The sequence below is a fragment of the Psychrobacter sp. H7-1 genome, from assembly GCF_904846585.1.
Taxonomy (GTDB): Bacteria; Pseudomonadota; Gammaproteobacteria; order Pseudomonadales; family Moraxellaceae; genus Psychrobacter; species Psychrobacter raelei.
In genome coordinates this window covers 113,189-136,813 of the sequence record NZ_CAJHBH010000003.1, presented here as the reverse complement: position 1 = coordinate 136,813, position 23,625 = coordinate 113,189, and the positions used below count along the sequence as shown (strand labels likewise).

Here is a 23,625-nt window from a genome sequence, read left to right as displayed (position 1 = left end):
CTATCTCGAATATTCATTTAGTGGTGCGTAACTGGCATCACATAAATAAAGGACACGCCATGACCCAGAATTTTATAGCCAATCCTGCAACCTTAGACCACACTCAGAACCACACACAACCCCCCGCTATAGACACCCCCACCTATCTTGCTTCTCCTGACGATTTCACCGATAACTGCGGCTTTGGCCTAGTTGCTCACATCGAAGGCAAACCCAGCCACCATTTAGTAAAAACTGCCATTCATAGCTTAAGCTGTATGACCCACCGTGGTGGTGTAGCCGCTGATGGTAAAACAGGCGATGGGTGTGGCTTATTATTGGCCAAGCCAGTTGACTTCTTCCATACCGTGGCCTCAGAGCTTGGCCTTGAGCTCGATGAAAACTTCGCTGTCGGTATGGTGTTTTTAAATCTGGATGAAAAGCTTGCTGCACACAGTCAACAAGTATTGGACAAAGAAGTGGCAGCCCAAGGCTTAACGGTTGCCGGCTGGCGTGATGTGCCTGTGGATTTATCCATTGTGGGTGAGATCGGCCGTGAATCTTTGCCGCAGTTTAAACAGATTTTTGTGAATGCTCCTAGTGATTTAAGCGTTGAGGATTTTAACCGCAAGCTGTATGTCGCCCGCAAAAAAGCTGAGCTTGCACTGACCGATGATGAGCTGTTTTATGTGACCTCATTAAATTGCCAGACAGTCATTTATAAGGGCCTTGTTATGCCCTCTGACTTGCCTGCCTTTTATAGTGACTTGCAAGACAGCCGCCTGCACTCGCATATTGTGGTGTTCCATCAGCGCTTCTCAACCAATACCTTACCGCGTTGGCCATTGGCTCAGCCGTTTCGTTATTTGGCACACAACGGTGAGCTAAATACCATTACTGCCAACCGTAACTGGTCTGTGGCACGTACGCCAAAACTTGAAACGCCAAAGCTGCCAGAGATTACTCAGCTACACCCGTTAGTGAACCGTACCGGCTCTGACTCTTCAAGCCTTGATAACATGCTTGAGGTGCTTATTTCAGGGGGTATGACCTTGTTCCATGCGATGTCTATTTTGGTGCCACCCGCTTGGCAGAACGTGGACAGCATGGACATGGACTTGCGTGCCTTTTATGAGTTCTACTCGCAGCATATGGAGCCTTGGGATGGACCGGCAGGTCTGGTGATCCAAGATGGTCGCTATGCGGTGTGTATGCTTGACCGCAATGGTTTGCGCCCGTCACGCTGGGTCACCACCAAAAATGGCTACATTACGGTTGCCTCAGAGATTGGGGTTTGGGACTATGATCCCAATGACGTGATTGCCAAAGGCCGTGTTGGGCCTGGCCAAATGCTGGTTATCGATACCTTAAATGGTGAAGTACTAGACGATCAAGTTATCAGCAATCGCCTAAAAAAAGCGCACCCTTATCGCAAATGGCTGCGTGAAGAAGCCACCCGCATCCGTGATAATGAGCAGATAGAAGAGAAGCTGCTTGAACAGGGTGTACTCGGTGAGCCGCTAAAAGCGCTACAAAAAATGTTCAACATTACCAATGAAGAGCGCACTGAGATTATCCGTCCCAATGCCGAAAGTGGCCAAGAGCCGGTGGGTTCAATGGGAGACGATACCCCTGTTGCGGTGCTGTCTAAGCAAGTACGTAACGTAGCCGACTTCTTCCGCCAGCAGTTCGCTCAGGTCACCAATCCCCCGATTGACCCCTTGCGTGAGTCTATCGTGATGTCATTGCAAACCTGTTTGGGTGCAGAGACCAACATCTTTAACCCAACTCCTCGTGATGCGCACCGTATTATTCTGGCCTCACCCGTGCTGTCACCGAGCAAAATGCAGCAAATTGAAGCCTTGGAGGACCCCGCCTTTTTAAGTCAGCGTATCGACATCAACTATGATGAGTCGTTAAGCTTAGAGGTGGCAATTAAGCAAATTTGTGAACAAGTTGAGCAGGCGGTTTTAGCCAAAAAGACCTTAATTATCTTGTCGGACAAAGGCATTGAGAAAGGTAAATTGCCCGCCAACGCTATTTTGGTCACTGGTGCTGTGCATCATTACCTAATCGAAAAAGGTCTGCGTACCGATGCCAACTTAATTGTAGAAACGGGCGTGGCGCGTGACTCACATCAAGTGGCAGTCTTGATCGGCTTTGGTGCCACGTGTGTGTATCCGTACTTGGCCTACGATGTTATCTCAGATTTAGTGGCGTCAGGTGAATTGTTGGGCGATCCACTGCAAGCACGTGCCAATTTCCGCAAAGGCTTGGATAAAGGACTGCTTAAAATCTTATCTAAAATGGGTATCTCAACCATTGTCTCTTATCGCGGCGCGCAACTATTTGAAGCCGTTGGCTTATCAGAAGAGATCGTTGAGATGTGCTTTAAAGGGGTGCAAAGCCGTATTAAAGGCGCCACTTTTGAAGACTTGACCAAAGACCAAGCGTTATTGGCCAAAAATGCCTTTAGTCGCCGCACCCCGCTAGACCAAGGTGGTATGCTCAAGTTTGTGTTTAATAAAGAGTATCACGCATTTAACCCAGATGTGATTAACACCTTACACAAAGCGGTACGCACTGGCGATTATGAGAATTACCGTGAATACGCCAACTTGGTGAATATGCGCCCTGTGGCCACCTTGCGCGATTTGTTAGCCCTTAAATCAGACAACCCCATTAGCGTGGATGAAGTTGAGGGTATCGAGGCAATCTTGCCACGCTTTGATTCAGCGGGTATGTCATTAGGGGCATTATCCCCTGAAGCGCACGAAGCAATTGCGATGGCGATGAATACCATCGGCGGCCGTTCCAACTCCGGTGAGGGCGGTGAAGACCCTGTGCGTTATGGCACCATGCGTAACTCAAAAATCAAACAGATTGCATCAGGTCGCTTTGGGGTAACCCCAGCTTATCTGCGCTCAGCACAAGTGATGCAGATTAAAGTGGCTCAGGGTGCAAAACCGGGCGAAGGCGGGCAGTTGCCAGGGGGTAAGGTCAACTCGTTAATCGCTCGTCTACGCTATTCAGTGCCGGGTGTGACTTTGATTTCACCCCCACCACATCATGATATTTACTCTATTGAAGATTTGGCACAGCTTATTTTTGACTTAAAGCAAGTCAACCCAGAAGCCTTAGTATCGGTCAAATTGGTATCGCGCCCAGGCGTAGGCACCATCGCCACTGGTGTGGCAAAAGCGTATGCAGACTTGATTACCGTCTCAGGATATGACGGCGGTACAGCAGCATCACCTTTGTCCTCTATTCACCATGCCGGCTCACCGTGGGAGCTTGGTTTGGCCGAAGCGCATCAGTCTTTGCGTGTTAACGGTCTGCGTGACAAAGTACGGATGCAAACCGATGGGGGCTTAAAGACAGGTCTTGATGTGGTCAAAGCGGCTATTTTGGGGGCAGAAAGCTTCGGCTTTGGTACCACGCCTATGATTGCGGTGGGCTGTAAATACCTACGTATCTGCCATCTAAACAACTGTCCGACAGGGGTTGCCACTCAGCAAGCACGTCTGCGTGATGAGCACTTTATCGGTGAAGCTGAAATGTTGATTAACTTCTTTAAGTTTGTCGCCACCGAGACCCGTGAATGGCTGGCCTTCTTAGGCGTACGTACTATGGAAGAGTTGGTAGGCCGTACAGATTTATTAGAGCTGTTAGAGGGCACTACCGATCAGCAGCGTAACCTAGATTTATCGCCACTACTGCGCACTCATCCTGCCGCAGAGGGCAAACCACATACTTGCCAAGTTGAGCGCAATGAGCCCTTTGATAAAGGCTTATTGGCTGAAAAAATGGTCGATGATATGATTTTGGCCATTCGCCAAGGTCATGGCGGTACTTACAGCTATCAAGTGGGCAACTGTGACCGCTCAATTGGGGCACGTATCTCAGGTGAAATTGCTCAGGTGTGGGGTAATTTAGGCATGTCAGATAGCCCCATCAAGCTGCACTTGGCGGGTACCGCGGGTCAAAGCTTGGGCGTGTGGAACGCAGGTGGGCTTAATATTGAGCTTGAAGGCGATGCCAATGACTATGTGGGCAAAGGCATGGCAGGCGGTGAGATTGTTATTTATCCGCCCAAAGGCTCAACGTTTGCCTCACAAGAAACCGCCATTATCGGTAACACCTGTTTGTATGGTGCCACCGGTGGTAAGCTATATGCTTCAGGGACAGCGGGTGAGCGCTTTGCGGTACGTAACTCAGGCGCACACGCCGTTATCGAGGGCGTGGGTGATCACTGCTGTGAATATATGACAGGTGGTGTGGTCACGGTACTGGGTAAAACCGGGCTTAACTTCGGGGCAGGTATGACCGGTGGTTTTGCCTTCGTACTCGATTTAGATAACAGCTTCTTTGATCGTTGTAATCATGAGCTTATTGACTTGCATCGTATCTCAAGCGAGCAGACCGAAGAGCACCGCATTTATCTAAAACAGATTATTGAAACCCATGTGGAGAAGACAGGCAGTGCTTGGGGCCGTCAGATTTTGGCTGACTTTGAGCATTATGTGCGCAAAGTATTCTTGGTGAAACCAAAAGCCGCTAATATGGCATCATTGCTGCATAGCACCACCGCAGATCCACAATAAGGCAGCGCTAAGCGAAGCCATAAGCTGTGGTCTTGATAGATTAAGGCCACAGCGCTTAACCGATAATTGCTTGACCTTTACCCCGTATATTTTGTCCAACTGAGGGTAGCCACCCCCTCGTGCGGCAGGTTTTGCGTTTAGTAGATGATTAACAGCAGCCTTTATTTGGCCATAATTGTCCTAAATGTAATACCAACTTAAGGAGACAAAACCCTAATGAAGCGTATTAATAACAATTTTCAGTTTTTGGACGTGCCCCGTCGTGAGCCTGAGAAAAAAGACATCGTCACCCGCTCTACCGAATTTGTGGAGATTTATAGTCCCTTTGAGGCGACTGAGGCGGCGCAGCAAGCCCACCGCTGCTTAGAGTGCGGTAACCCTTATTGTGAGTGGAAGTGTCCGGTACATAACTACATTCCTAACTGGTTAAAGCTTGCCACTGAAGGTCAGATTTTCCAAGCGGCTGAGCTTTGTCACCGCACCAACACTTTACCTGAAGTGTGTGGCCGTGTGTGCCCCCAAGATAGATTATGTGAAGGCGCTTGTACTTTAAATGATGGCTTTGGCGCTGTGACCATTGGTAATGTCGAAAAATACATCAACGATACGGCCTTCGCCCTAGGTTGGCGCCCAGATATGAGTGATGTGCAGTGGACGGATAAAAAGGTGGCCATTATTGGTGCCGGTCCTGCTGGTCTAGGCTGTGCCGATATTTTGGTGCGCGCGGGTGTGAAGCCTGTTGTGTTTGATAAACGCCCTGAAATTGGCGGTTTATTAACCTTTGGTATTCCTGAATTTAAGATGGAAAAACAGGTGATGCGCAATCGCCGCACAGTATTTGAAGGCATGGGTATTGAGTTTCGCTTAAATACTGAAATTGGTACAGATGTGACCATTGATGAGCTGTTAGAAGACTACGATGCCGTGTTCATGGGCATGGGCACGTATACTTATATGCGTGGCGGTTATCGAGGCGAAGAGCTATTTGGGGTGTATGATGCCCTAGATTACTTAATTGCCAACGTCAATCGCTGCAATGAGTGGGAACAAGATCCAAGCCAGTACATCAACCTAAAAGACAAAAAGGTTGTGGTGTTAGGCGGCGGCGATACTGCTATGGATTGTAACCGTACTGCCATCCGTCAAGGTGCTGAGCGTGTGGTCTGTGCCTATCGCCGAGATGAAGCCAACATGCCAGGCTCGCTACGTGAAGTAAAAAATGCCAAAGAGGAGGGGGTTGAGTTTTTATTTAACCGTCAGCCGACCCAGATTGTGGGGCTAAATGGTCAAGTGACCGGTGTGAAAGTGGTGACCACTCAGCTGGGCAAACCAGATAACCGAGGTCGTCAGCGTCCTGAGCCCATTCCCAATTCAGAAGAGATTATTGAATGTGATGCGGTTATTATGGCCTTTGGCTTCCGCCCAAGTCCTGCTGACTGGTTTGAGCAAAGCGCAGTTAAGATTGATAACTCAGGGCGCGTTTTGGCGCCTGAAGAGCAAGCCTTTAAGTTTCAGACCAGCAACCCTAAGATTTTTGCTGGCGGTGATATGGTGCGAGGCTCGGACCTAGTGGTCACTGCCATTTGGGAAGGTCGTGAAGCGGCCAAAGGCATCTTGGATTATCTAGAAGTGTAATCCAGCAAAGGCGCTAAGCTCACTCTTAAGCTGTTTATCAATAAAGCCCTACTTGTTAGGGCTTTATGCTGTCTGGCGATTATGAGCTAACTTTAACGCTAACTCTAGCTATGACGTTATGAGTTAACTGCGAGTAGGGCTCACCGATAATGCACCGACCAAATAAACTCAATAATAGGATAAAAAACAGCAGATAAGTCAGCAAACAGACAGCATAAAGAGTAGCTTAATAAAGCCGTTCCGCTTAAAAAGAAATTGTGCAGTGTCTGTAAAGCTGAGCAGATTAAGGGCTAAGAATGCCCAGTGCCTATGCTAAAATTAGCGCAGATGTCGTCAGCTACGGCACCTTTTTAATACCTTAAACTATAATGAGATTATAATTATGCCATCAAGAAACTCAGGAGAGAGACCAAAAACTGGCGAGGAAGCCCTGCAGTGGTTAAAAGTTGGTAATGACCGCTATGTCAAAAGCTTAAATAACCCTGGAAATGCGGTCGCCACGCGTCATGAGCTGATCTCAGAGCAAGATCCTTTTGCCATTATTCTTGGCTGCTCAGATGCCCGTGTGCCGGTTGAAATTGTATTTGACCAAGGCCTTGGTGACTTGTTTGTTATTCGTGTTGCTGGTAATGTGGTCGCACCTTCCCAAATTGGCTCTATCGAATTTGCTGTTGAGAAGTTTGATACCCGTTTGGTTGTGGTACTTGGCCATTCAAATTGCGGCGCAGTGACCGCTTGCGTGGATGCTTTGATGAACCCAGAGCAAAACTATACCACCAACTTGCAATCTATCGTTGATCGTATTCGCCCCAGTGTCTATAACCTACATGAGTTGGCTACGGCCAAAGGTGGTGAGGTAGATAAACAAAAACTTATTGATAGCTCAATCACTGCCAATGTGCGTATGTCTGTGAGTCAATTAAAGCATGCCTCACGCCTACTTGAAGACATGAACCGTACCGGTGAGCTGCTCATTGTGGGTGCCGAATACAACTTAGATACCGGTGAAGTTGAATTTTTGCCCATGTAAGTTTTTGCCCCGATAAACAGTATAGGGTGACCGGCTTGATTCAGATGCCTTTTAGGCTAGGTGGTCGTGGTACTAGATACTGTTTTTATCAGTGATGTATTTGATATAAAGGATGTAATAATGTCTGTTAATCATGTTGACCAACCCAAAGGCTCCGTTGTGGTAGATGGCGTACAGCCGATTGCTGCGGCAACCACAGGTTATACTTTTAACCACACCATGCTACGGGTTAAAGACCCCAAAGCGTCGCTTGAATTTTATACCGGTGTGCTGGGTATGACGCTTTTGACGGTAAAAAAATTCCCAGAAATGGCGTTTGATTTGTACTTTTTGGCCAAATTAACCGATGACGAGCGCGCCAATTTGCCAGAAAACGAAGAATTAGCGATTTATACTTTCCGTCAACGTGGTATTTTAGAGTTGACCCATAACTATGGCACCGAGACCCAGCCAGGACGTATTTATCATGACGGCAATGCTGAGCCACAAGGTTTTGGTCACATTTGCTTTAGCGTCCCTGACTTAACTGCTGCCGTAGAGTGGTTTGATAAAAACAACGTAGAGTTCAAAAAACGCCCAGAAGAGGGAAAAATGAAGAACGTGGTGTTTATCAAAGATGTTGATGGTTACTGGATTGAAGTGGTACAAGCTGATCTTATGGGTTAATAGATTGTACAAGTGCATACTGTGCCTCTAAAGCGTTATAAACTTAACACGTTTTATAAAAGTCACTAAGAGGTATTAACGCCGGTTTTGCTAACAGTAGAACCGGTTTTTTTTAACTCAAAATTAACCGACGAATAAAAAACAGCCCTAAAAACTGCCTCAAAAAAGCGTTAGAATTGAAGAAAGCCGCTTAAATTGCCCAATAGGAGTACTATGCCACAGCTTGATAGTGTCAGCGATAAGATTAACGAATACCAGACCATAGCATCTGCTGCCAATCAAATGGTGAATGACTTTATCGTACGGCTGCCTTATTTTATTGTGGCCTTATCGGTGCTGCTGCTGTTTTGGCTGCTGTCGATACTGTTCAAAAAGCTTGTCACTAAGCTATTATTAAAGACGCACACCCACCGTAACTTGATCAGGGTTTTTCAGCGTATTGGTGGCGCACTCATTATCTTCGTGGGAGTGATGGTGGCCATGGTCATTGCCATCCCTGGGTTCACCCCTGCCAAATTGGTCGGTGCGCTGGGCATTGGTTCGGTGGCCATCGGTTTTGCCTTCAAGGACATCTTCCAAAACCTGTTGTCCGGTATTTTATTGCTGCTGTCTGAGCCGTTTCGTATCGGAGATCAGATTGTCTCAGGAGACTATGAAGGGACGGTTGAAGACATTAAGGTACGTGCGACCACCATTCGCACCTATGATGGGCGACAAGTGGTCATCCCCAATTCTCAGCTGTATACCAGTGCATTAACGGTGAATACGGCGTATAAGCGTCGCCGGTTAGAGCTGACGGTCGGCATTAGTTATCAAGATGATATTAATGAGGCGAAAGCGGCGATACTAGAGGCATTAAAGCAGTCTGAGACCGTCTCTAAGTTGGCTGAGCCTTCGGTGGTGGCGACTGAATTTAGTGGCTCAAGCATTGACTTGAAGGTGCGCTGGTATATCGATGATGGGACACAGGCCAATAAGGTGGCCTCTATTCATGAAGTGATTGTACAGACAAAATCACATTTGGATGCGGCCGGGGTCAGTATACCTTTTCCGATTCGCACCTTGGATTTTAGTGATGCCTCAGCCCAAGCTTTAATAGACAACATGGTAAGCGCCCAGCAGGTGTCACAAAGCTGCGCTCATAAAAGCAGCAGTAAGTGAATTTGAGCGCCGCCCCATACGTTAGACCTAACTTATGGGGCGGCGCTCATTATTTGGTTACAGGCGCTTTTTAGGCACAATCTTGCTGCAATAAAAGGGCAGCTTACTTGGCTTTGAACTCTTGGTGACAAGACTTGCAGCTTTCGCCTAATTCATTAAAGGCGGGCTGAACTTGATCTGCTGTGGTCGCACTTTGCGCCACAGTGTTTAGGTTGGTTGCGGCTTGTTTGAATTTTTCTGCTGCGGCTGTAAAGCCTTCTGGGTTCGACCAAACAGTCGTGTTGGCGCCACCCACTGCCGCTTTGTCTTGGAAATGTTGCCAAGGGGTCAAGGCATCATCCGCCAAAAACTGGGTATCTTCTTTAAACTTAGCAGCATCAAAGCTTTGCGGAGATTTAATCATGCTCTCCATTGAGTCTTTGGTATCTTTCCAGTTTTTCATGGTGTCTTGACGTGCGCTCACATCTGAGCTTACGCCGCCTGAGTTACAAGCGGATAGGGCTAAGCTTAAGGGCAATAAAGTGGCTAGCATTAAAGATTTAATCGGCATGGCTGTCTCCTTGCTGTTGTTGTTTTAACGTAAAGCTCCCTACTTATATTTCTTTTTAAAATGCTTATAAGCAATACCTAAAAATGCGCGGTTCAAAAGTCATGGGGTATCAAGTAGATTGCATAGGGCTAATACTAGCAAAGAATTTTTAAATTGCTCAAGTCAAATGTGGATATATTGTTAACAAGGCACGGTAGGCTTATTTATTAGGCGCAGATATCTTTGTTAGCTATTTATGCCAGCGCACAGTCTATAGGGCCAGCCAATCACGCGGTTTTAGATAAAAATCTGTAAGCTCATATTCAGGGGTGCCAGCCTCTGGCTCATAACGATACTGCCAGCCAGTCAGCGGTGGTAAGCTGACCAAAATTGACTCAATGCGTCCATTACTTTGCAAGCCGAATAAAGTACCCCGATCATAAACTAAGTTGTACTCTACGTAGCGGCCACGGCGATACAGCTGAAACTCTCGTTGCTGCTCGGTGTATGGCAACTGTTTGCGCTTTTCAAAAATAGGAATTATGCCATCTAGATAACCTTGGCCGACCGCTTGCATAAATTTAAAGCAAGTCTCAAAGTCCCAGCCGCGGCTTTGGGTATTGACGTCATCATAGAACAGGCCGCCCACGCCGCGCTGCTCATTGCGGTGGCGCAGATAAAAATAATCATCACACCATTTTTTAAATTCAGGATAAATCTCTTCACCAAAAGGCGCACACAGCTCATGGCATACGTGATGCCAATGCACACAGTCCTCTAGGACAGGATAAAAAGGGGTTAAATCAAAGCCGCCACCAAACCACCAAATCGGATCTTCGCCTTCTTTTTCAGCGACAAACAAGCGCACATTAGCATGGCTGGTAGGCACATTTGGGTTGCGCGGATGCACCACAAGTGACACGCCCATGGCCTGAGCTTTACGGCCAGCAATGTCAGGATGGCGAGCAGTGGCGGTGGCAGGCAGGTTGCTGATATGAATGTGGCTAAACATAACCCCCGCTTTTTCGATAACCGCACCATCGGCCATAACGCAAGAGCGACCACCGCCGCCCTCAGGGCGTTGCCAATCATCGGGCACAAAAGTCGCTGAACCACCGCCGTCGATTTCTTGCTGTTCTAGAGCTTGGCAGATATTGGCTTGTAACTGAATCAAAAAATCACGTACACGCTGAATGTCCTTGGCAGTGGGGCTATCAGGATTATCAACAATTGGGGCGGCATTATTGATGCCAGTGTTGGTTAAGCTCATACCATGCTCCATTAAGTCAGGGGTAGATTTATATCGCTCGCAAAAATAGTAACTGAAGTATTATTGCTCCGAGATGGGCTTAAATACTAAAGAGGAGATGTCATTGTTCAAATGATGACCCATGCGCTCACGCTTGGTGGCCAAATAATCCACATTAAAAGGATTAAGTCCCACTACCAGCGGAATACGCTCCACCACCTCAAAGCCTAAGTCTTCTAGATAGCTGAGTTTATCTGGATTGTTGGTCATAAGACGCAGCTTGCTGATGCCCACATGATCGAGCATGGGCTTACACATTTCATACGTTCTGGCATCAGCGGGTAGGCCGAGCAACAGGTTGGCATCGAGTGTATCGTGACCTTGATCTTGTAGTGCATAAGCTCGGATTTTATTGGTCAGTCCAATACCGCGCCCCTCTTGACGCAAATACAAAATAGCGCCACATCCTTCTTGTTGTATGGCCTGCATCGTTGCATTTAGCTGGGGACCGCAGTCGCATTTTAAAGAGGAAAAAGCATCACCAGTTAGACACTCAGAATGGATACGTACCAAAGGTGGCAGTTTCTCTTTATTGGCTACATCATCAGTGTTATCAGTCGGCAAGCCGCAAGTGAGCATAACATGCTCTTGGCCTTCTGCATTCTCAAACACGTGGATATCAAATTGACCATGCGCCGTTGGGAGACGGGCTTTACTGATGAATTTATAAGGAGAGTGAGTTTCGTTTGTTGAAGGTAGTTGAGACATTACAGACCTAAAGAGTCATATTCGTGAAGGAGGAGTGAGTTAGGTTGATATATCAAGGCAAACCAAGCGCTTTAGGGCTTAATCACCCCGCATTGTCAAACAAACTGCGATTAAAAACATAGAAAATTCACACAGCCAGTCCGATGAATAAAGCGCTAAATGAAAAAAAATGCTATTATGCCATACTCTTAATCCCGATACAGTGTTGGCGTCATTGAAGCTTGGCTGGCTTACAAGAGACCTACCAAGCGGTTAGTCGCTGGTCCACTATAATTATTCTTTTGATTAAGACGGTATGGTGTCGCTATACCATTATAACTTATCATAGGGAAGTAAATGACGGCAGATGCCTAAATATCAAGTCTTAAAATACAGACTGCCGCAATAATGACTACTGGAACGGGTTTTAATCTGTGCAGAAGATGCATAGGTCTGATATCTTATCAATGTACGCCAAAATGGTGCACATGTGTCAAAAGACAGATAATTATTTTATACCCATATTCACTCACACTGATGCTCCGCTTAAGGTTGTGGTACTTTTATATCCCAGCATAAGCAATTTTAATATTGAGTTGAGTTACCTCAATTCGATAGACAGCGTCTATACTAAGATTAGTAGGTTTTGTAAGGTCTATGCAGCAATATTCTAACTCCACTACGCCCAAGCCTGCGCCCTCGCAACAAATGGACTCAACCTCTGAAGATAACAGTGTTGATATGGCCATTTCGGATGCTGTGGCAAAAAAGCCGGCAGCCATGCGCCTATTTAGTGCAATTCCTACAACACGTCCTCATACCCCTTTATTAGATAGTATAGAGTCTCCTGCTGATTTAAAACCCTTATCTCAGGCTCAGTTGCTTGTTTTAGCAGATGAGTTACGTGAATACTTGCTATATTCTGCCGGTCAAAGCGGCGGACATTTTGGTGCAAACTTGGGGGTGATTGAATTAACCATCGCTTTGCATTACCTATTAGATACCCCAAAAGATAAGCTGGTCTGGGACGTCGGTCATCAGGCCTATGCCCATAAAGTGTTGACTGGTCGTAGAGATCGTTTGGCCACTATTCGCGCCAAGCAAGGTCTGACTGCTTTTCCTGAGCGTCAAGAGTCTGAATATGATACCTTTGGGGTAGGCCATTCTTCTACCTCGATTTCAGCAGGCTTAGGCATGAGCTTAGCGCTGCGTCACCTCAAGTCAGATGCCAAAGTCGCTTGTGTGATTGGTGATGGCGCCATGACCGGTGGTATGGCTTTTGAAGCTTTAAATGATGCAGTGCAACAAGACGCTGATTTATTGGTGGTTCTCAACGACAATGACATGTCGATCTCTTGCTCAATTGGGGGCTTTTCGCGCCACTTGGCCATGCTTTGGGAATCAGGCTATCAGGTAGATATTACGGCAGGTGGCAAGCCTAAGCTGACGCATCGTCCTGAGATGCCTTTGGCGGATCGCCGAGCACGTCACAGCGCCATACGCGATATTCCCCAAGTGGCTGATAACTTATTTAAAGCCATTGGCTTTACCTATTTTGGCCCCTTTGATGGTCATGACCTACCTGAGTTACTAAGGGTGCTTGAGCGTGCCAAAAACGTCTCAGGGCCGGTACTGGTCCATGTCTATACCACCAAAGGTAAAGGCTTTATCCCCGCTGAAGGCGATCCGGTAAAATACCATGCTATTAGCAAATTGCCCGAAAAACTAGAGCCCAAAGCTGCCGACGCTCAAGCCAACTTCGAAAAACAAGCATCTGTCCAAAGCGCCCCAACTCAGCTGGCTAAGAAAAAGTACTCTGATGTTTTCGGTGACTTTTTATGCGATAAAGCGGCAGTAGACCCAAAGCTGATTGCCATTACACCGGCTATGGAGTCCGGCTCTGGTATGACGGAATTTGCACAGCGTTATCCTAAGCAGTTTTTTGATGTGGCGATTGCTGAGCAGCATGCCGTGACTTTGGCAGCGGGTATGGCCACTTTAGACGTTAAGCCTGTGGTCGCGATTTATTCCACTTTTTTGCAGCGTGGTTATGATCAGCTGATTCATGATGTGGCCTTACAAAATCTAGATGTCACTTTCGGGATTGACCGGGCAGGCTTGGTCGGGGAAGATGGGGCGACCCATGCAGGCGTGTTTGATTTGGCTTATATGCGCTGCGTGCCAAACTTAATCGTTGCCACCCCAAAAGATGAACATGAGTGCTACCAATTACTCAACACATGCTATGAGTATCAAGGCCCAAGTGCGGTACGTTACCCTCGTGGTACCGGCCCTGGTGCCACTATTGTTAAACCTGCTCAGTGCTATGAGGTCGGTAAAGGGGTGATTGAGTCGACTTATCATTCAGACTCAAGCGCTCAGCCTGAAGTAAAGATTGCGCTACTGGCCTTTGGACCCATGGTCACTACCGCTGAAGCGGCGGCGCAAAACTTAATTGCTGCCACCGAGCTTGGTGCCATTACTGTGAGCGTGGTAAATATGCGCTGGGTTAAGCCACTGGACACCCAGCTGTTAGATGAGCTGTTGGCGCAAGGCTATACCCATATGGTAACTTTAGAAGAGCATGCAGTCATGGGCGGTGCCGGCAGTGCGGTTAATGAGTATTTACTCAATCACACCGCGTGCATTCAGCAAGGCGTGCGTATAAAAAATATTGGTATTGCTGATGAGTTTATCGCGCATGGTAGCCATGAACAACAATTGGCCGAATGTGGCTTAGATGTGGCTGGCGTTACTGCTCACCTGCAGGCGCTACTTGCGGTAAAATAAGCGGTATGACCTGCTTAAAAATAGGTTTTAACCTCAATCACAAAATATGGGCCACGCTTGGCCCCGCTGTTTTTTCTCCTTCTTAAATCAACACCACTCAACTGAGTATTTCAGCTGAGTTTTTAACCGCTTTAGTCGAGCAAATAGGAAAATTATGGAACCAATGGTCGTAATAGCAGCCCGCGCTGCTGAAAAAGTCGGTGCTGAGCTATTAAAAGCGCATCAAAACCGCCACAAAATTGAATTCGATACCGAATCTAAAGGCCTTGAAGGTCTTGTCACTAAGATTGACCGATTTAGTGAAGAATTGACTATCGAAACTTTAAAATACAACTATCCCAATCATTCGTTTTTGGGAGAAGAGTTTGGCTTACAAGAGGGCCAAGGTAGCGACTCTGAATGGTGCTGGATTATCGACCCGCTAGATGGTACGGACAATTTCGTACATGGCGTTCCTCATTTTTGTATTTCTATCGCAGTGCAGCATAACGGCGTTACTGAACATGGCGTTATCTATGATCCTATCCGTGATGAGATGTTCTCAGCCAGCCGTGGTAAAGGTGCTCGTCTAAATCAGCGCCGTCTGCAAGTCAGCCAACGCAAAACCATCGAAGGCGGCTTATTCACGACAGGCCACCCGCTTGAGCGTCAACGCGGTGATCAAGTGGTCTCTTATGCCAAAGAGCATTTTGCTACGTTACAAAAAATCGCTGAAGAAGGGGGGCAAGTTCGCCGTCTGGGCTCAGCAGCGCTAGATTTGGCTTATGTAGCCGCTGGCCGCTTTGATGGTTACTTTGAAATGAAGTTAAAGCGTTGGGATATCGCTGCCGGCGAACTGTTGGTCAACGAAGCGCGTGGCGTGGTAGTGGATCATAATGGCGCTCACAAAGCGATGGAAACGGGCTCTATTTTTGCCTGTAACGTTAAACTGTTAAAGCCATTAATGAAGATGGTTGTGCCGACTTGGGGCGATGCGGTTCGTTAAGACAAAATTTAGTCTGATTAAAGCCCATAGATCATTATGATTTATGGGCTTTTTTAAACCAATAAATTTGGTTTATAACGATAAAATAGCTATTTAAATAGATGAAATATAATAATTAGGATAAGCCATGAAAAAGCCAGTGCTGAGTGCCCTAACTGCCTGCATAATTTTAATCGCAGGCTGTAATGCAGAGTCGGAAAAGGCGGAACCTAAAGCGGCTGTAACTAATACAGAAGATGTGGCCCCTATTGGCCATACTCAGACCCCGAATCATGGCCAAGTTGCCAAGTTGATTAAAAAGCCAAACTTTGATATTAAAGCTGAAGATTATGGCAATAAGCTAAATGAGTTACTTGCCAATACTGAATTTGCGGCTATGACCGTGACCAAGGTTGCAGAAGGAGACTCAGGTGATGCCTTTATAATAGATTATCCGCATCACATAAGCCTTACCGGCGAGGTGAATGATTCTGGAGTGCTAGAAGCGTTAATTTACACCATGCCCTCCAATGAGCAGTTAGAAAAATCGGGGGCTAAATTATCGCAGTTAGTGACGGCTTCCGTGTTGGCGTTAAATCCCGAGCTGTCACCATCAGAAGCTAAGGCCAAAGTAGCAGAGTTATTAGATCAAGCTTTCTCTAATTATATTTTGCAAAAGACCCACCAACGGGCCATAGGAGTCGTTGGAGAAAGAGTATATGTTTGTGAAATCTCTGAGATGGGCGTAAGGCTATTAATTGAGCCAGCTGAAGGCAGTCGTTTTATAAGTAAGTAACAAAGAAATAAAGATAAGCAAAAAGAGTTAGATAATAAAAAGTGGGTGGCATTTTTACAATGCCACCCACTTTTTTTGGCTATTATTTTATTAATATCAGTTAAACACAATGGTCTTGTTACCACTGACAATCACTCGGTTTTGTACATGCCAGTTTACTGCACGTGCCAGCACATTACGCTCCACGTCACGGCCAATAGCACGCAGCTCGGTTACCCCTTGACGGTGAGTAACTCGGTGCACATCCTGCTCGATAATCGGGCCTTGATCCAGATCGGCGGTCACGTAGTGCGCTGTGGCCCCAATTAGTTTTACCCCTTTGTCAAAGGCTTGGCGATAGGGGTCGGCGCCGACGAAAGCTGGCAAGAAGGAGTGGTGGATATTGATAATCTGCATGGGCCAACGACTGACGAAATCTTCAGACAAAATTTGCATGTAACGCGCCAATACCAGTAAATCATTACCAGCCATAATCTGATGAATTTGTTCTTCAGCCTCGGCTTTATTATCTTTGGTGACTTGTACGTGATGAAAAGGAATACCAAAGTTTTCTACCGCTTGGCGTAGATCATTATGGTTGCTGACTACGCAGGTAATATCACAATCTAATAAGCCACGCTGATGACGCCACAGGAGGTCGAGTAGGGCGTGGTCAAATTTTGAGACCAGTATGCCCACTTTGGTCTTAATCGCATTGTCATGCAAGCGCCACTGCATCTCATAACGTTTGGCCACTGTGTGCGAAAAACTGGCCTCGAAGTTTTCAATAATCTCACTTAATCCAGCTAAGGCGAACTCTAGGCGCATAAAATACTGGCCGCCTTCATGTGCGGTTGAGTATTGGTCTAAAGTAATGATATTAGCGCCATAACGATGGATAAATTCAGAGACGGCTTGGACGATGCCAGCTTGGTCTTTACATTTGATTAATAGAGTGGCGGTGTCAATGGCAGGATTTAGGGATTGTGTATTTTTTGACATGAATAACTCACTAAAAAATAAGATGAAAAAAAGCAGTCAATCACTGACTGACCGCCTGTTCTAAAGGTTTGTAATGAAGATATTGATGTTGTTAAAGGTATTAAAGGATCGCGCCATTATAGCAGGTACTGGCGTGCAGTGAATTGACAATAAGTCAATTTCGAAATCGGTTTTATTGATTTGAACAAAGCTCACATTAATTCGTGTGAAGCTTATAATTAAGATTGGGTTAAGCGCTATAACAGAAAAATTTAAATCATAAGTTTCTATGTTGTTGAGGATATCTTGATGGTAAACATAGTTCAGCTATATTACAGAAATGTTAATATTAAGTTATAATTATTTTGTTGTAATAAAAAACTGAAATTTAATTGCTGCGAGGTTATTTATGGCTAGTTATATTGATGCAAACTTGACAACTAATGAAAGGGTTATTAATAGAGCTAAGGTATCATGGTGGTCACAATGGCCTTATATTTTGCTAGGGGTAATTTTTTTGCTTGGCACCTTAGGTGAAGGAGAAGGAGCCGGGGGGAGTTTTCTTTTAGCTGTTATTTTTTTAGGTATAGCAATTATTAGAGTATTGACTACTGAGTTGGCTTTAACAAGCAAAAGAGTCATTGCTAAGACAGGATTTATTAGAAGGGATACAATAGAGCTGCGTTTGGAGAAAGTAGAAGGACTGATGGTGACACAAAGCATCTTTGGTAGACTATTAAATTATGGCACCGTTGTAGTTTCAGGGACTGGCGGTATAAAAACGCCCATTCCTTATATTAGTAATCCCACACAATTTCGCATGGCCGTAAATGAATTTTTAGAAAATCCTGAGCAATTTGATTAAACTTGTATCGACTGAAACTATTAAAAGTGTTGGTATTGTTTCTTTCAGTACCAACACTTATACCACTAAATATACCGTAATTTGCCAAAGTGTCTTTGAGTTTTTTGATTAACACAGAACGGGTGAGGTAATCGAATTTAATAAAACAAGAGTTTGAATAGCCCCGACTATATCGGAGGTTTTTGTACTTAAGTTATGCAGCTATACCTAATAGTGTGAAAATATCATAATAATACTTTGTAAACTAAGCAACATAATATAAGTTTACCATTATCAAGAAAATAAGAACCTACAGCTCAGAATTTAAAGAAGAAGCAGTCAAGAAGATAGCAGACAATAATGGTAACGTTTCAGCTACCTCAAAGCAGATATAAATTGCCATGCAGACCCAGACCTTGTCCAAATAGTATAATAAAGCTAATTAGAGCAAGCTTGTAGGCACTGAGCACATCCTGATATTATAAGCGCTCTTGAAGAGGTAAGACGTTTAAAGCGACAACTGAGAATAGCTGAAGAGGTAAGTGGGATATTAAAAAAGGCAGCATGTACTTTGCCAAGCATAGCTCGTGAAGTAAGTCTTTATTAAAATCATGCAGTCTTTAGCATCAGCTGTATGTGTCGTATTTTAGGAGTTAGACCCTCAAGCTATATGACTGGCTAAATCGCGATATCAACCTCTACGTGATCAGAAGTATCAATGAAGAGCATGGTATCAAGAGATAGAGGCATTCAGTACTGTAACCATGCATATCACAAAATCATCACCAGTTTATAGGTTCAATGAGCGGTAAAGGTAACCCAATACAGGCATAGCCTTCTGCCTTGGACTCGGTAAGTGTCGCCAGACACTTATTTATCCTCGCTCATATGACAACGCGCCAAAAGAAAGCTTCCGCGGCGTATTAAAGAATGAGCTAGTATATCAGCAAGACTATAAGACTAGATTTAATACCATCAATGATATTATTAGATATATTGAGCTGTTCTACAACCAAACAAGAATTCAAAAGGGTTTAGGATATAAATCGCCAAGACAGTTATGGTTGGATTATTATCGTCAAGTGGCGTAACTAAAGTTTGCCAATTTTAAGTCTAAGGCATTGATACCAGGGATTAATCAAGACTGAGCCTGACTTACCGGAAAATCTTTGAAATATATATAAAAAAAGACCTGCCATATAAATATGACAGGTCTTTTTAATATATGGTCGGAACGGCAGGAAGTAAAGTATAGTCTGTATGTCTTGATTTATATGGGTTTGATGTTTTTGTTTTATGACGATACCAACAATAATACCAACAATCGTTTTTAATAACGCCCTTTTTTGGCTGTTTGCTGCTTCACTCAATATTATTTTGTAATTATTTTCACTGTTTGCCGTTTCAACATTTTTCAACATAGTAGGGCAGTGCTCGCTTACGATACTTGTCGCGAAACTATCCAGCATGGGCAAAATATACCCCGTGCGCGTACTGTTCCATAAACTAAGGCAGGGCGGTGTAATTGTTCATGACTTGGCAAGCGGTCACCGCCTCCATACGCATATTTTTACAGCCGCGTAATTAAAAGTTTAGCTATTGCTTTTCCGCTTTAACTTTTATTAACTTCTTAACCTGCCTGCTTTAACCAATTATCAGGCGTTAGGCTTTGCGCTGGCAGTGATTGCGCTATGCTTAGGGCTTTAACCTATTTTTAAAACGGCTTTTATTTTGCGCGTGCCATTTGGGGCGGTGTCCGCTTAATGTGCACTCAATATTAAGAATAATACCCCCCGCTTAACGTGTCCGAAAATTCCCCCCTTTTATGGACTCCAAGTATTATTTTAACGGCGCTCTAAGATGTCCGAAAAGTCCCTTACGATACCTGTGCATAAAGTCCCTTTTATGGACTCCAAAAACTACCCTCTACGGTGTCCAAAAACCTCAGTAATACCTTAGGTTCAATCCTCATTTAGTCTTGCCGTAATCTTGCCGTTCTATAGCCTCCCTGCGCGCGCGTACTGCTCCATAAACTGCCTTTGCATTGGTGTGACTCTAAGCGTGTACGAAAACTCAAGGCGTGTGTAATAACCTCTTTTTATAGTGTAAAGAAACTCCCTTTTAATAGTGTATGAAAACTACCGCCATTCACTCCCAAATCACTCCGAAAAACTACCCGCCTTACAATGTCCGAAAAATCAAAATAAATCTCAGGTTTTATCAGGTTGCAGCCATCTTTCAAGCAACAAAAAAGGCGCTATTTTAAATAACGCCTATCTAAAACCTATAATGCTATATTTCTACCCGGAACTTCGGGAATTTCGGGAACTCCCAATGTTTTCAAGGGTTTGCAAGGATTGAAAGCCGGAACTCGTTCCAGCTAGTTCCGGGAACGTCATACGGGAATTAATTCCAGTTCCAGCCAGTTCCGGGAACGTTCCACTTGTTCCAGTTCTCTCTAGCCCTTGATACTAAAGGGCGTTCCCGGAGTTCCCGGAGTTCCAGCTATATTTTATTAAATCTGAAAATTAATTATTTCTCCTTTGATTGCATAAGCTCGTTCAATATCGACATTAGCATTATTAACCTTCAATTTATTGCTGCCTGAGTTGGTTTTAAGCAAGTCATATTTCTTCAGTACATTAACTACCATCTTCAAGTCAAAAGGTAAGCATTCTTGCTTGAATGAGTTCTCACCAAACAAATAAAGATTATCACTTGCTCGGTAATATCCAGCTCGCTCACTCATAAGCTGAACATTATCTTCTACACGTTGAAAACGGCTGCCGCCATACTTCTCAAGATATAAAGCGATGTGATCTATTATCTGTTTATCTTCATGGTTTGCACTACTGCCATAGTTATCAAGGTAGCTTTGAAAACAGACTTTTGCCGCATTGGTTGCTTGTCCTTCTTGCCAGCCTGTTATTCCTGCATTGGTAGCCATTTCACCAGCTGCCGCGACAATTGCAAATGAAGCTAAAACGCGCCCTGATTGCTCACTGAGTCCGCTGTACTGGTTGATAAAGCCTTGCATAAGATTACTTGCTGTCACGGTGTGGGCTTGCTTATCCTGAGCTAAATATTCAAGCCACGCAATGCCGGCAGTGCCATGGTATTGCTGGTACAAGCTGGTAATGACGCTTGCCTGCTCAGCGCCACTATTACCCATAACAATACTATCAAAACTTTTATAGCCTTTGCCTGCGTCTGCATCAATATGGATCAGTCTCACTAATTGCCCGGCATTAACCGTTATTCCAGCCTCTTTAAGATAGGTTGGTAACGTCTTTTCACCATTAGACAACCCCATTAAGCGCCACTCAGGGTCAGCCCTATTGCCGCCGCTGGCTTTGGCTCTGGTCTTTGCTTTGCCATTAATAAGCATATAGGTTGACTGCGCCACTGATTTGGGGTTACCTTGGTTAATTTCATCGAGGCAGATAATACAATCATTGCGTGATACCGCCTTAGCCTCCAGCCCGTTATCAGTTGAGCGCCATGTATCGCAAAACTTTTCAGGATTGCCCCATATTGAGCCGGCAACATTCATACCTATAGACTTGCCCATGGTTGAGCCGCCAATAATATGGAATATAGCGCCCTTATGCCCTAATAGCTCTAGCAACTGGCCTGAAAAGCCTACCGATACCGCAAAAGCAATTCGTGTTTGCTCAACTAAAGGCTTGCATAGCTCACTGCGCCACTGTTCAAGCGTGCCTTTTTGCGTGTAAACGTTTTCGGCGTGGTACTCTGGTTGATATACAATAGAGTCCTTATCTTTTCCAAAGGTACGTTCAGGCAGTACATAAGAGTCATGGTGCCAGCCAACTTTATTAACGCATCTCACCCGTTTATCGGTAGGGTGGTTGATAAAAAAAGCATCTAATTTTTTTAAAGCATCGTTATTAAGTCTTAACCCTTCATTGAGTAATTGCTTTTGATATTCGCTGCTATCCCGTAGAGACTCGGCAGGCATTGCGCATTTATGGGTTTTGCCATCATAATCCAGCCATTCAAGCAATATGCCCCATGATTTGCCGTTTGTATCTCTACTGCGTGCTAATACCTCAATTTTCGAGCAAACCCAAATTGCTCTTTTCAGTTCTCCATCATCTTTATAAGTATTGAAATAAAGCTCTGTACCATTGGTTTTTTGGACGTACTCAAAAACGCCGTTTTCATGTTCAAACACAGGTTCAACTGCTATAATGCTATTCGGTACATTACTTTTATCATCGTTTAAAAGTTTGCCAAGCTGCTCATCTTCATAGGTGGGCAGTTTTTTTATTAAAAGATTGATGCCGCCGTCATCTTCTCCATCTTTATGCTGAAGCTCCACCCAATCGACAATATCACCCTTTTCAGGTATGCCTAACTCGCTGGCATTAATGACACTGATTTCACAATCTAAGGCCTTTAGCGGTGGATAGAGACTTTGCAGCCACTTACCCCCTGCTTCATCATAATCAGCCCACAGATAAACCCTGCGGCCTCTCACAGGCTCAAGATAGTGTTTATCAACCGTACTAGCTCCGCCTGTGGTAGTACCAATAAATCCTAATTGCTTGGCAAGCTCTGCTTTCTGCTCTCCTTCAAAGAAATAAACAGGCTCACTACTGGATTGAAGTATGTCAGGCAGTTGATAGAGTGGTTTTTTGCCGCCGCCTTCAGGGTAGGCTTTATTGAAGTCAGGCTCACCATATAGCAGCTTGCCTGCCTCATCAAAGTGAAACGACCTGATCCACTTATCACCTGTAGCAGGGTGCTTATAGCGCGATTTCACATAAATCATCTTGCCTTGCGAGCCCCTGTAAGTGTGGCTAGGGTAGGCCTCATACTCGCTTAAATCTTTTTTATCATTTCTAGCAACTGCAGCAATAGCAGCTTCAATATTTTTTAAATCTATCATGGGTTACCCCTTCTTAATATTTAAAGCATTACAGGCGCTCTTAAAGTCGGCTTGGTGGTATTGCATATAAAAGCCAATTAAATCACCACTGACCCCACAGGCGTGGCATTTAAAGCCACCATGCGAGCGATTGATACCCATTGAGGCATGAGCATCATCATGGAATGGGCATTTCACCATTTGCCAGCCGCTTGAGCCTTTGAGCGTAAATCCATAGGCGCTATAGAAGTGCCGCGGCTCTGGCAGGCGTGATTTATCTAACCTGCCTTGATGGGTGCTGGCTTGGCGCTGCTTATTCTTCTTTAAGTAGTCCATTATTAAGTCAGCCATGCCCCACCTCACTACTTGCCTGCTCTGTATCTATAAAGCCCACTTTCTGAATGATCAGCTCCTTGCTAGGGTCAATCAATTTCATAAATTCGAGCACCGTCTCAGCTGTCCAATAGTCCATAATGCTATCGATATGCTCAGGTATTAACGGCTCATCATCGAGTAGGATCATGTACCAATCATTTGGATTAATTCGCATTACTTACCCCCTTTTTTGAGCCATCTCTTTTTATATGCTTTCTTCTTTTGCTCAGACTGTTTGCTGCGCTTAGATTTGGCATAGGCAAGCTGGGCATTCATAAAGGTGGGGATAGGCTCATCATCGGCCTGAATTTGCTCGCTGTGGGCTTTTAGGCGCTTATCCGTATCATTATCGCTATTCATGCTTTAAAGCTCCTCTGTCGTTAAATGAGAGGCTTTGCGGCTGCT

18 protein-coding genes and 1 pseudogene are annotated in these 23,625 nt (G+C 45.1%); 10 read left to right on the top strand and 9 right to left on the bottom strand.

The window, feature by feature from the left end:
• The first annotated feature begins 59 nt into the window (after nt 1-59).
• The 5 genes from gltB to JMX92_RS02095 all read left to right on the top strand — a co-directional run bounded on the left by gltB (nt 60) and on the right by JMX92_RS02095 (nt 9,075).
• Nucleotides 60-4,583 carry a glutamate synthase large subunit gene (gltB, locus tag JMX92_RS02115; protein ID WP_227675233.1) on the top strand — a complete coding sequence of 1,508 codons (4,524 nt, stop codon included), beginning with the start codon at nt 60-62 and terminating at the stop codon, nt 4,581-4,583.
• A 216-nt stretch (nt 4,584-4,799) separates the two neighbouring features.
• Nucleotides 4,800-6,218: a glutamate synthase subunit beta gene (locus tag JMX92_RS02110; protein ID WP_201543615.1), complete on the top strand. Its 1,419-nt coding sequence runs from the start codon at nt 4,800-4,802 to the stop codon at nt 6,216-6,218.
• Nucleotides 6,219-6,600: 382 nt separating this feature from the next.
• On the top strand, nt 6,601-7,248 hold the full coding sequence (locus JMX92_RS02105) for a carbonic anhydrase (protein ID WP_201543613.1): 648 nt from the start codon (nt 6,601-6,603) through the stop codon (nt 7,246-7,248).
• 120 nt (nt 7,249-7,368) lie between these two features.
• Nucleotides 7,369-7,914 (top strand): lactoylglutathione lyase, encoded by a 546-nt coding sequence (gloA, locus tag JMX92_RS02100; RefSeq protein WP_201543611.1) that lies wholly within the window; start codon nt 7,369-7,371, stop codon nt 7,912-7,914.
• 213 nt (nt 7,915-8,127) lie between these two features.
• Nucleotides 8,128-9,075 (top strand): mechanosensitive ion channel family protein, encoded by a 948-nt coding sequence (locus JMX92_RS02095; RefSeq protein ID WP_201543609.1) that lies wholly within the window; start codon nt 8,128-8,130, stop codon nt 9,073-9,075.
• A gap of 103 nt (nt 9,076-9,178) precedes the next feature.
• Here the strand turns inward: JMX92_RS02095 and JMX92_RS02090 are convergent, their stop codons facing one another.
• The 3 genes from JMX92_RS02090 to ribA form a co-directional block, all read right to left on the bottom strand.
• Nucleotides 9,179-9,625 carry a c-type cytochrome gene (locus JMX92_RS02090; RefSeq protein ID WP_110816091.1) on the bottom strand — a complete coding sequence of 149 codons (447 nt, stop codon included), beginning with the start codon at nt 9,623-9,625 and terminating at the stop codon, nt 9,179-9,181.
• Between the two features lie 250 nt (nt 9,626-9,875).
• Nucleotides 9,876-10,874, bottom strand: coding sequence for an oxygen-dependent coproporphyrinogen oxidase (gene hemF, locus JMX92_RS02085; RefSeq protein ID WP_011959697.1), 999 nt, complete (start codon nt 10,872-10,874; stop codon nt 9,876-9,878).
• 60 nt (nt 10,875-10,934) lie between these two features.
• A complete protein-coding gene (gene ribA / locus JMX92_RS02080; RefSeq protein ID WP_011959698.1) occupies nt 10,935-11,621 on the bottom strand; it encodes a GTP cyclohydrolase II in 687 nt (228 codons plus the stop codon).
• 636 nt (nt 11,622-12,257) lie between these two features.
• On the opposite strand from ribA, the gene dxs reads away from it, so the two are divergent.
• The 3 genes from dxs to JMX92_RS02065 all read left to right on the top strand — a co-directional run bounded on the left by dxs (nt 12,258) and on the right by JMX92_RS02065 (nt 16,150).
• Nucleotides 12,258-14,390, top strand: coding sequence for a 1-deoxy-D-xylulose-5-phosphate synthase (gene dxs, locus JMX92_RS02075; RefSeq protein ID WP_201543607.1), 2,133 nt, complete (start codon nt 12,258-12,260; stop codon nt 14,388-14,390).
• Nucleotides 14,391-14,544: 154 nt separating this feature from the next.
• Complete coding sequence (locus JMX92_RS02070) at nt 14,545-15,375, top strand: inositol monophosphatase family protein (protein ID WP_201543605.1); 831 nt, start codon at nt 14,545-14,547, stop codon at nt 15,373-15,375.
• A gap of 127 nt (nt 15,376-15,502) precedes the next feature.
• The gene (locus JMX92_RS02065) at nt 15,503-16,150 is read left to right on the top strand and encodes a hypothetical protein (RefSeq protein ID WP_201543603.1); all 648 of its coding nucleotides are present in this window, start codon (nt 15,503-15,505) and stop codon (nt 16,148-16,150) included.
• 96 nt (nt 16,151-16,246) lie between these two features.
• On the opposite strand, the gene purU is transcribed toward JMX92_RS02065, so the two are convergent.
• The gene (purU, locus tag JMX92_RS02060; protein ID WP_011959702.1) at nt 16,247-17,131 is read right to left on the bottom strand and encodes a formyltetrahydrofolate deformylase; all 885 of its coding nucleotides are present in this window, start codon (nt 17,129-17,131) and stop codon (nt 16,247-16,249) included.
• 388 nt (nt 17,132-17,519) lie between these two features.
• Here purU and JMX92_RS02055 point away from each other — a divergent pair, with 388 nt between their 5' ends.
• Nucleotides 17,520-17,975, top strand: a complete 456-nt coding sequence (locus JMX92_RS02055) for a PH domain-containing protein (protein ID WP_201543602.1) — start codon at nt 17,520-17,522, stop codon at nt 17,973-17,975.
• A gap of 269 nt (nt 17,976-18,244) precedes the next feature.
• Nucleotides 18,245-19,045, top strand: a pseudogene (locus JMX92_RS02050) (IS3 family transposase).
• Here the strand turns inward: JMX92_RS02050 and JMX92_RS02045 are convergent.
• The 5 genes from JMX92_RS02045 to JMX92_RS02025 all read right to left on the bottom strand — a co-directional run bounded on the left by JMX92_RS02045 (nt 19,046) and on the right by JMX92_RS02025 (nt 23,580).
• Complete coding sequence (locus tag JMX92_RS02045; protein WP_201543601.1) at nt 19,046-19,429, bottom strand: hypothetical protein; 384 nt, start codon at nt 19,427-19,429, stop codon at nt 19,046-19,048.
• A 1,040-nt stretch (nt 19,430-20,469) separates the two neighbouring features.
• The gene (locus JMX92_RS02040; RefSeq protein ID WP_201543600.1) at nt 20,470-22,866 is read right to left on the bottom strand and encodes a DUF927 domain-containing protein; all 2,397 of its coding nucleotides are present in this window, start codon (nt 22,864-22,866) and stop codon (nt 20,470-20,472) included.
• Between the two features lie 3 nt (nt 22,867-22,869).
• Nucleotides 22,870-23,196 carry a CHC2 zinc finger domain-containing protein gene (locus JMX92_RS02035; RefSeq protein WP_201543599.1) on the bottom strand — a complete coding sequence of 109 codons (327 nt, stop codon included), beginning with the start codon at nt 23,194-23,196 and terminating at the stop codon, nt 22,870-22,872.
• Nucleotides 23,189-23,395 (bottom strand): hypothetical protein, encoded by a 207-nt coding sequence (locus tag JMX92_RS02030; protein WP_201543598.1) that lies wholly within the window; start codon nt 23,393-23,395, stop codon nt 23,189-23,191. The genes JMX92_RS02035 and JMX92_RS02030 overlap by 8 nt, the downstream gene beginning before the upstream one ends.
• Nucleotides 23,395-23,580, bottom strand: a complete 186-nt coding sequence (locus JMX92_RS02025) for a hypothetical protein (RefSeq protein WP_201543597.1) — start codon at nt 23,578-23,580, stop codon at nt 23,395-23,397. The genes JMX92_RS02030 and JMX92_RS02025 overlap by 1 nt, the downstream gene beginning before the upstream one ends.
• Nucleotides 23,581-23,625 lie beyond the last annotated feature (45 nt).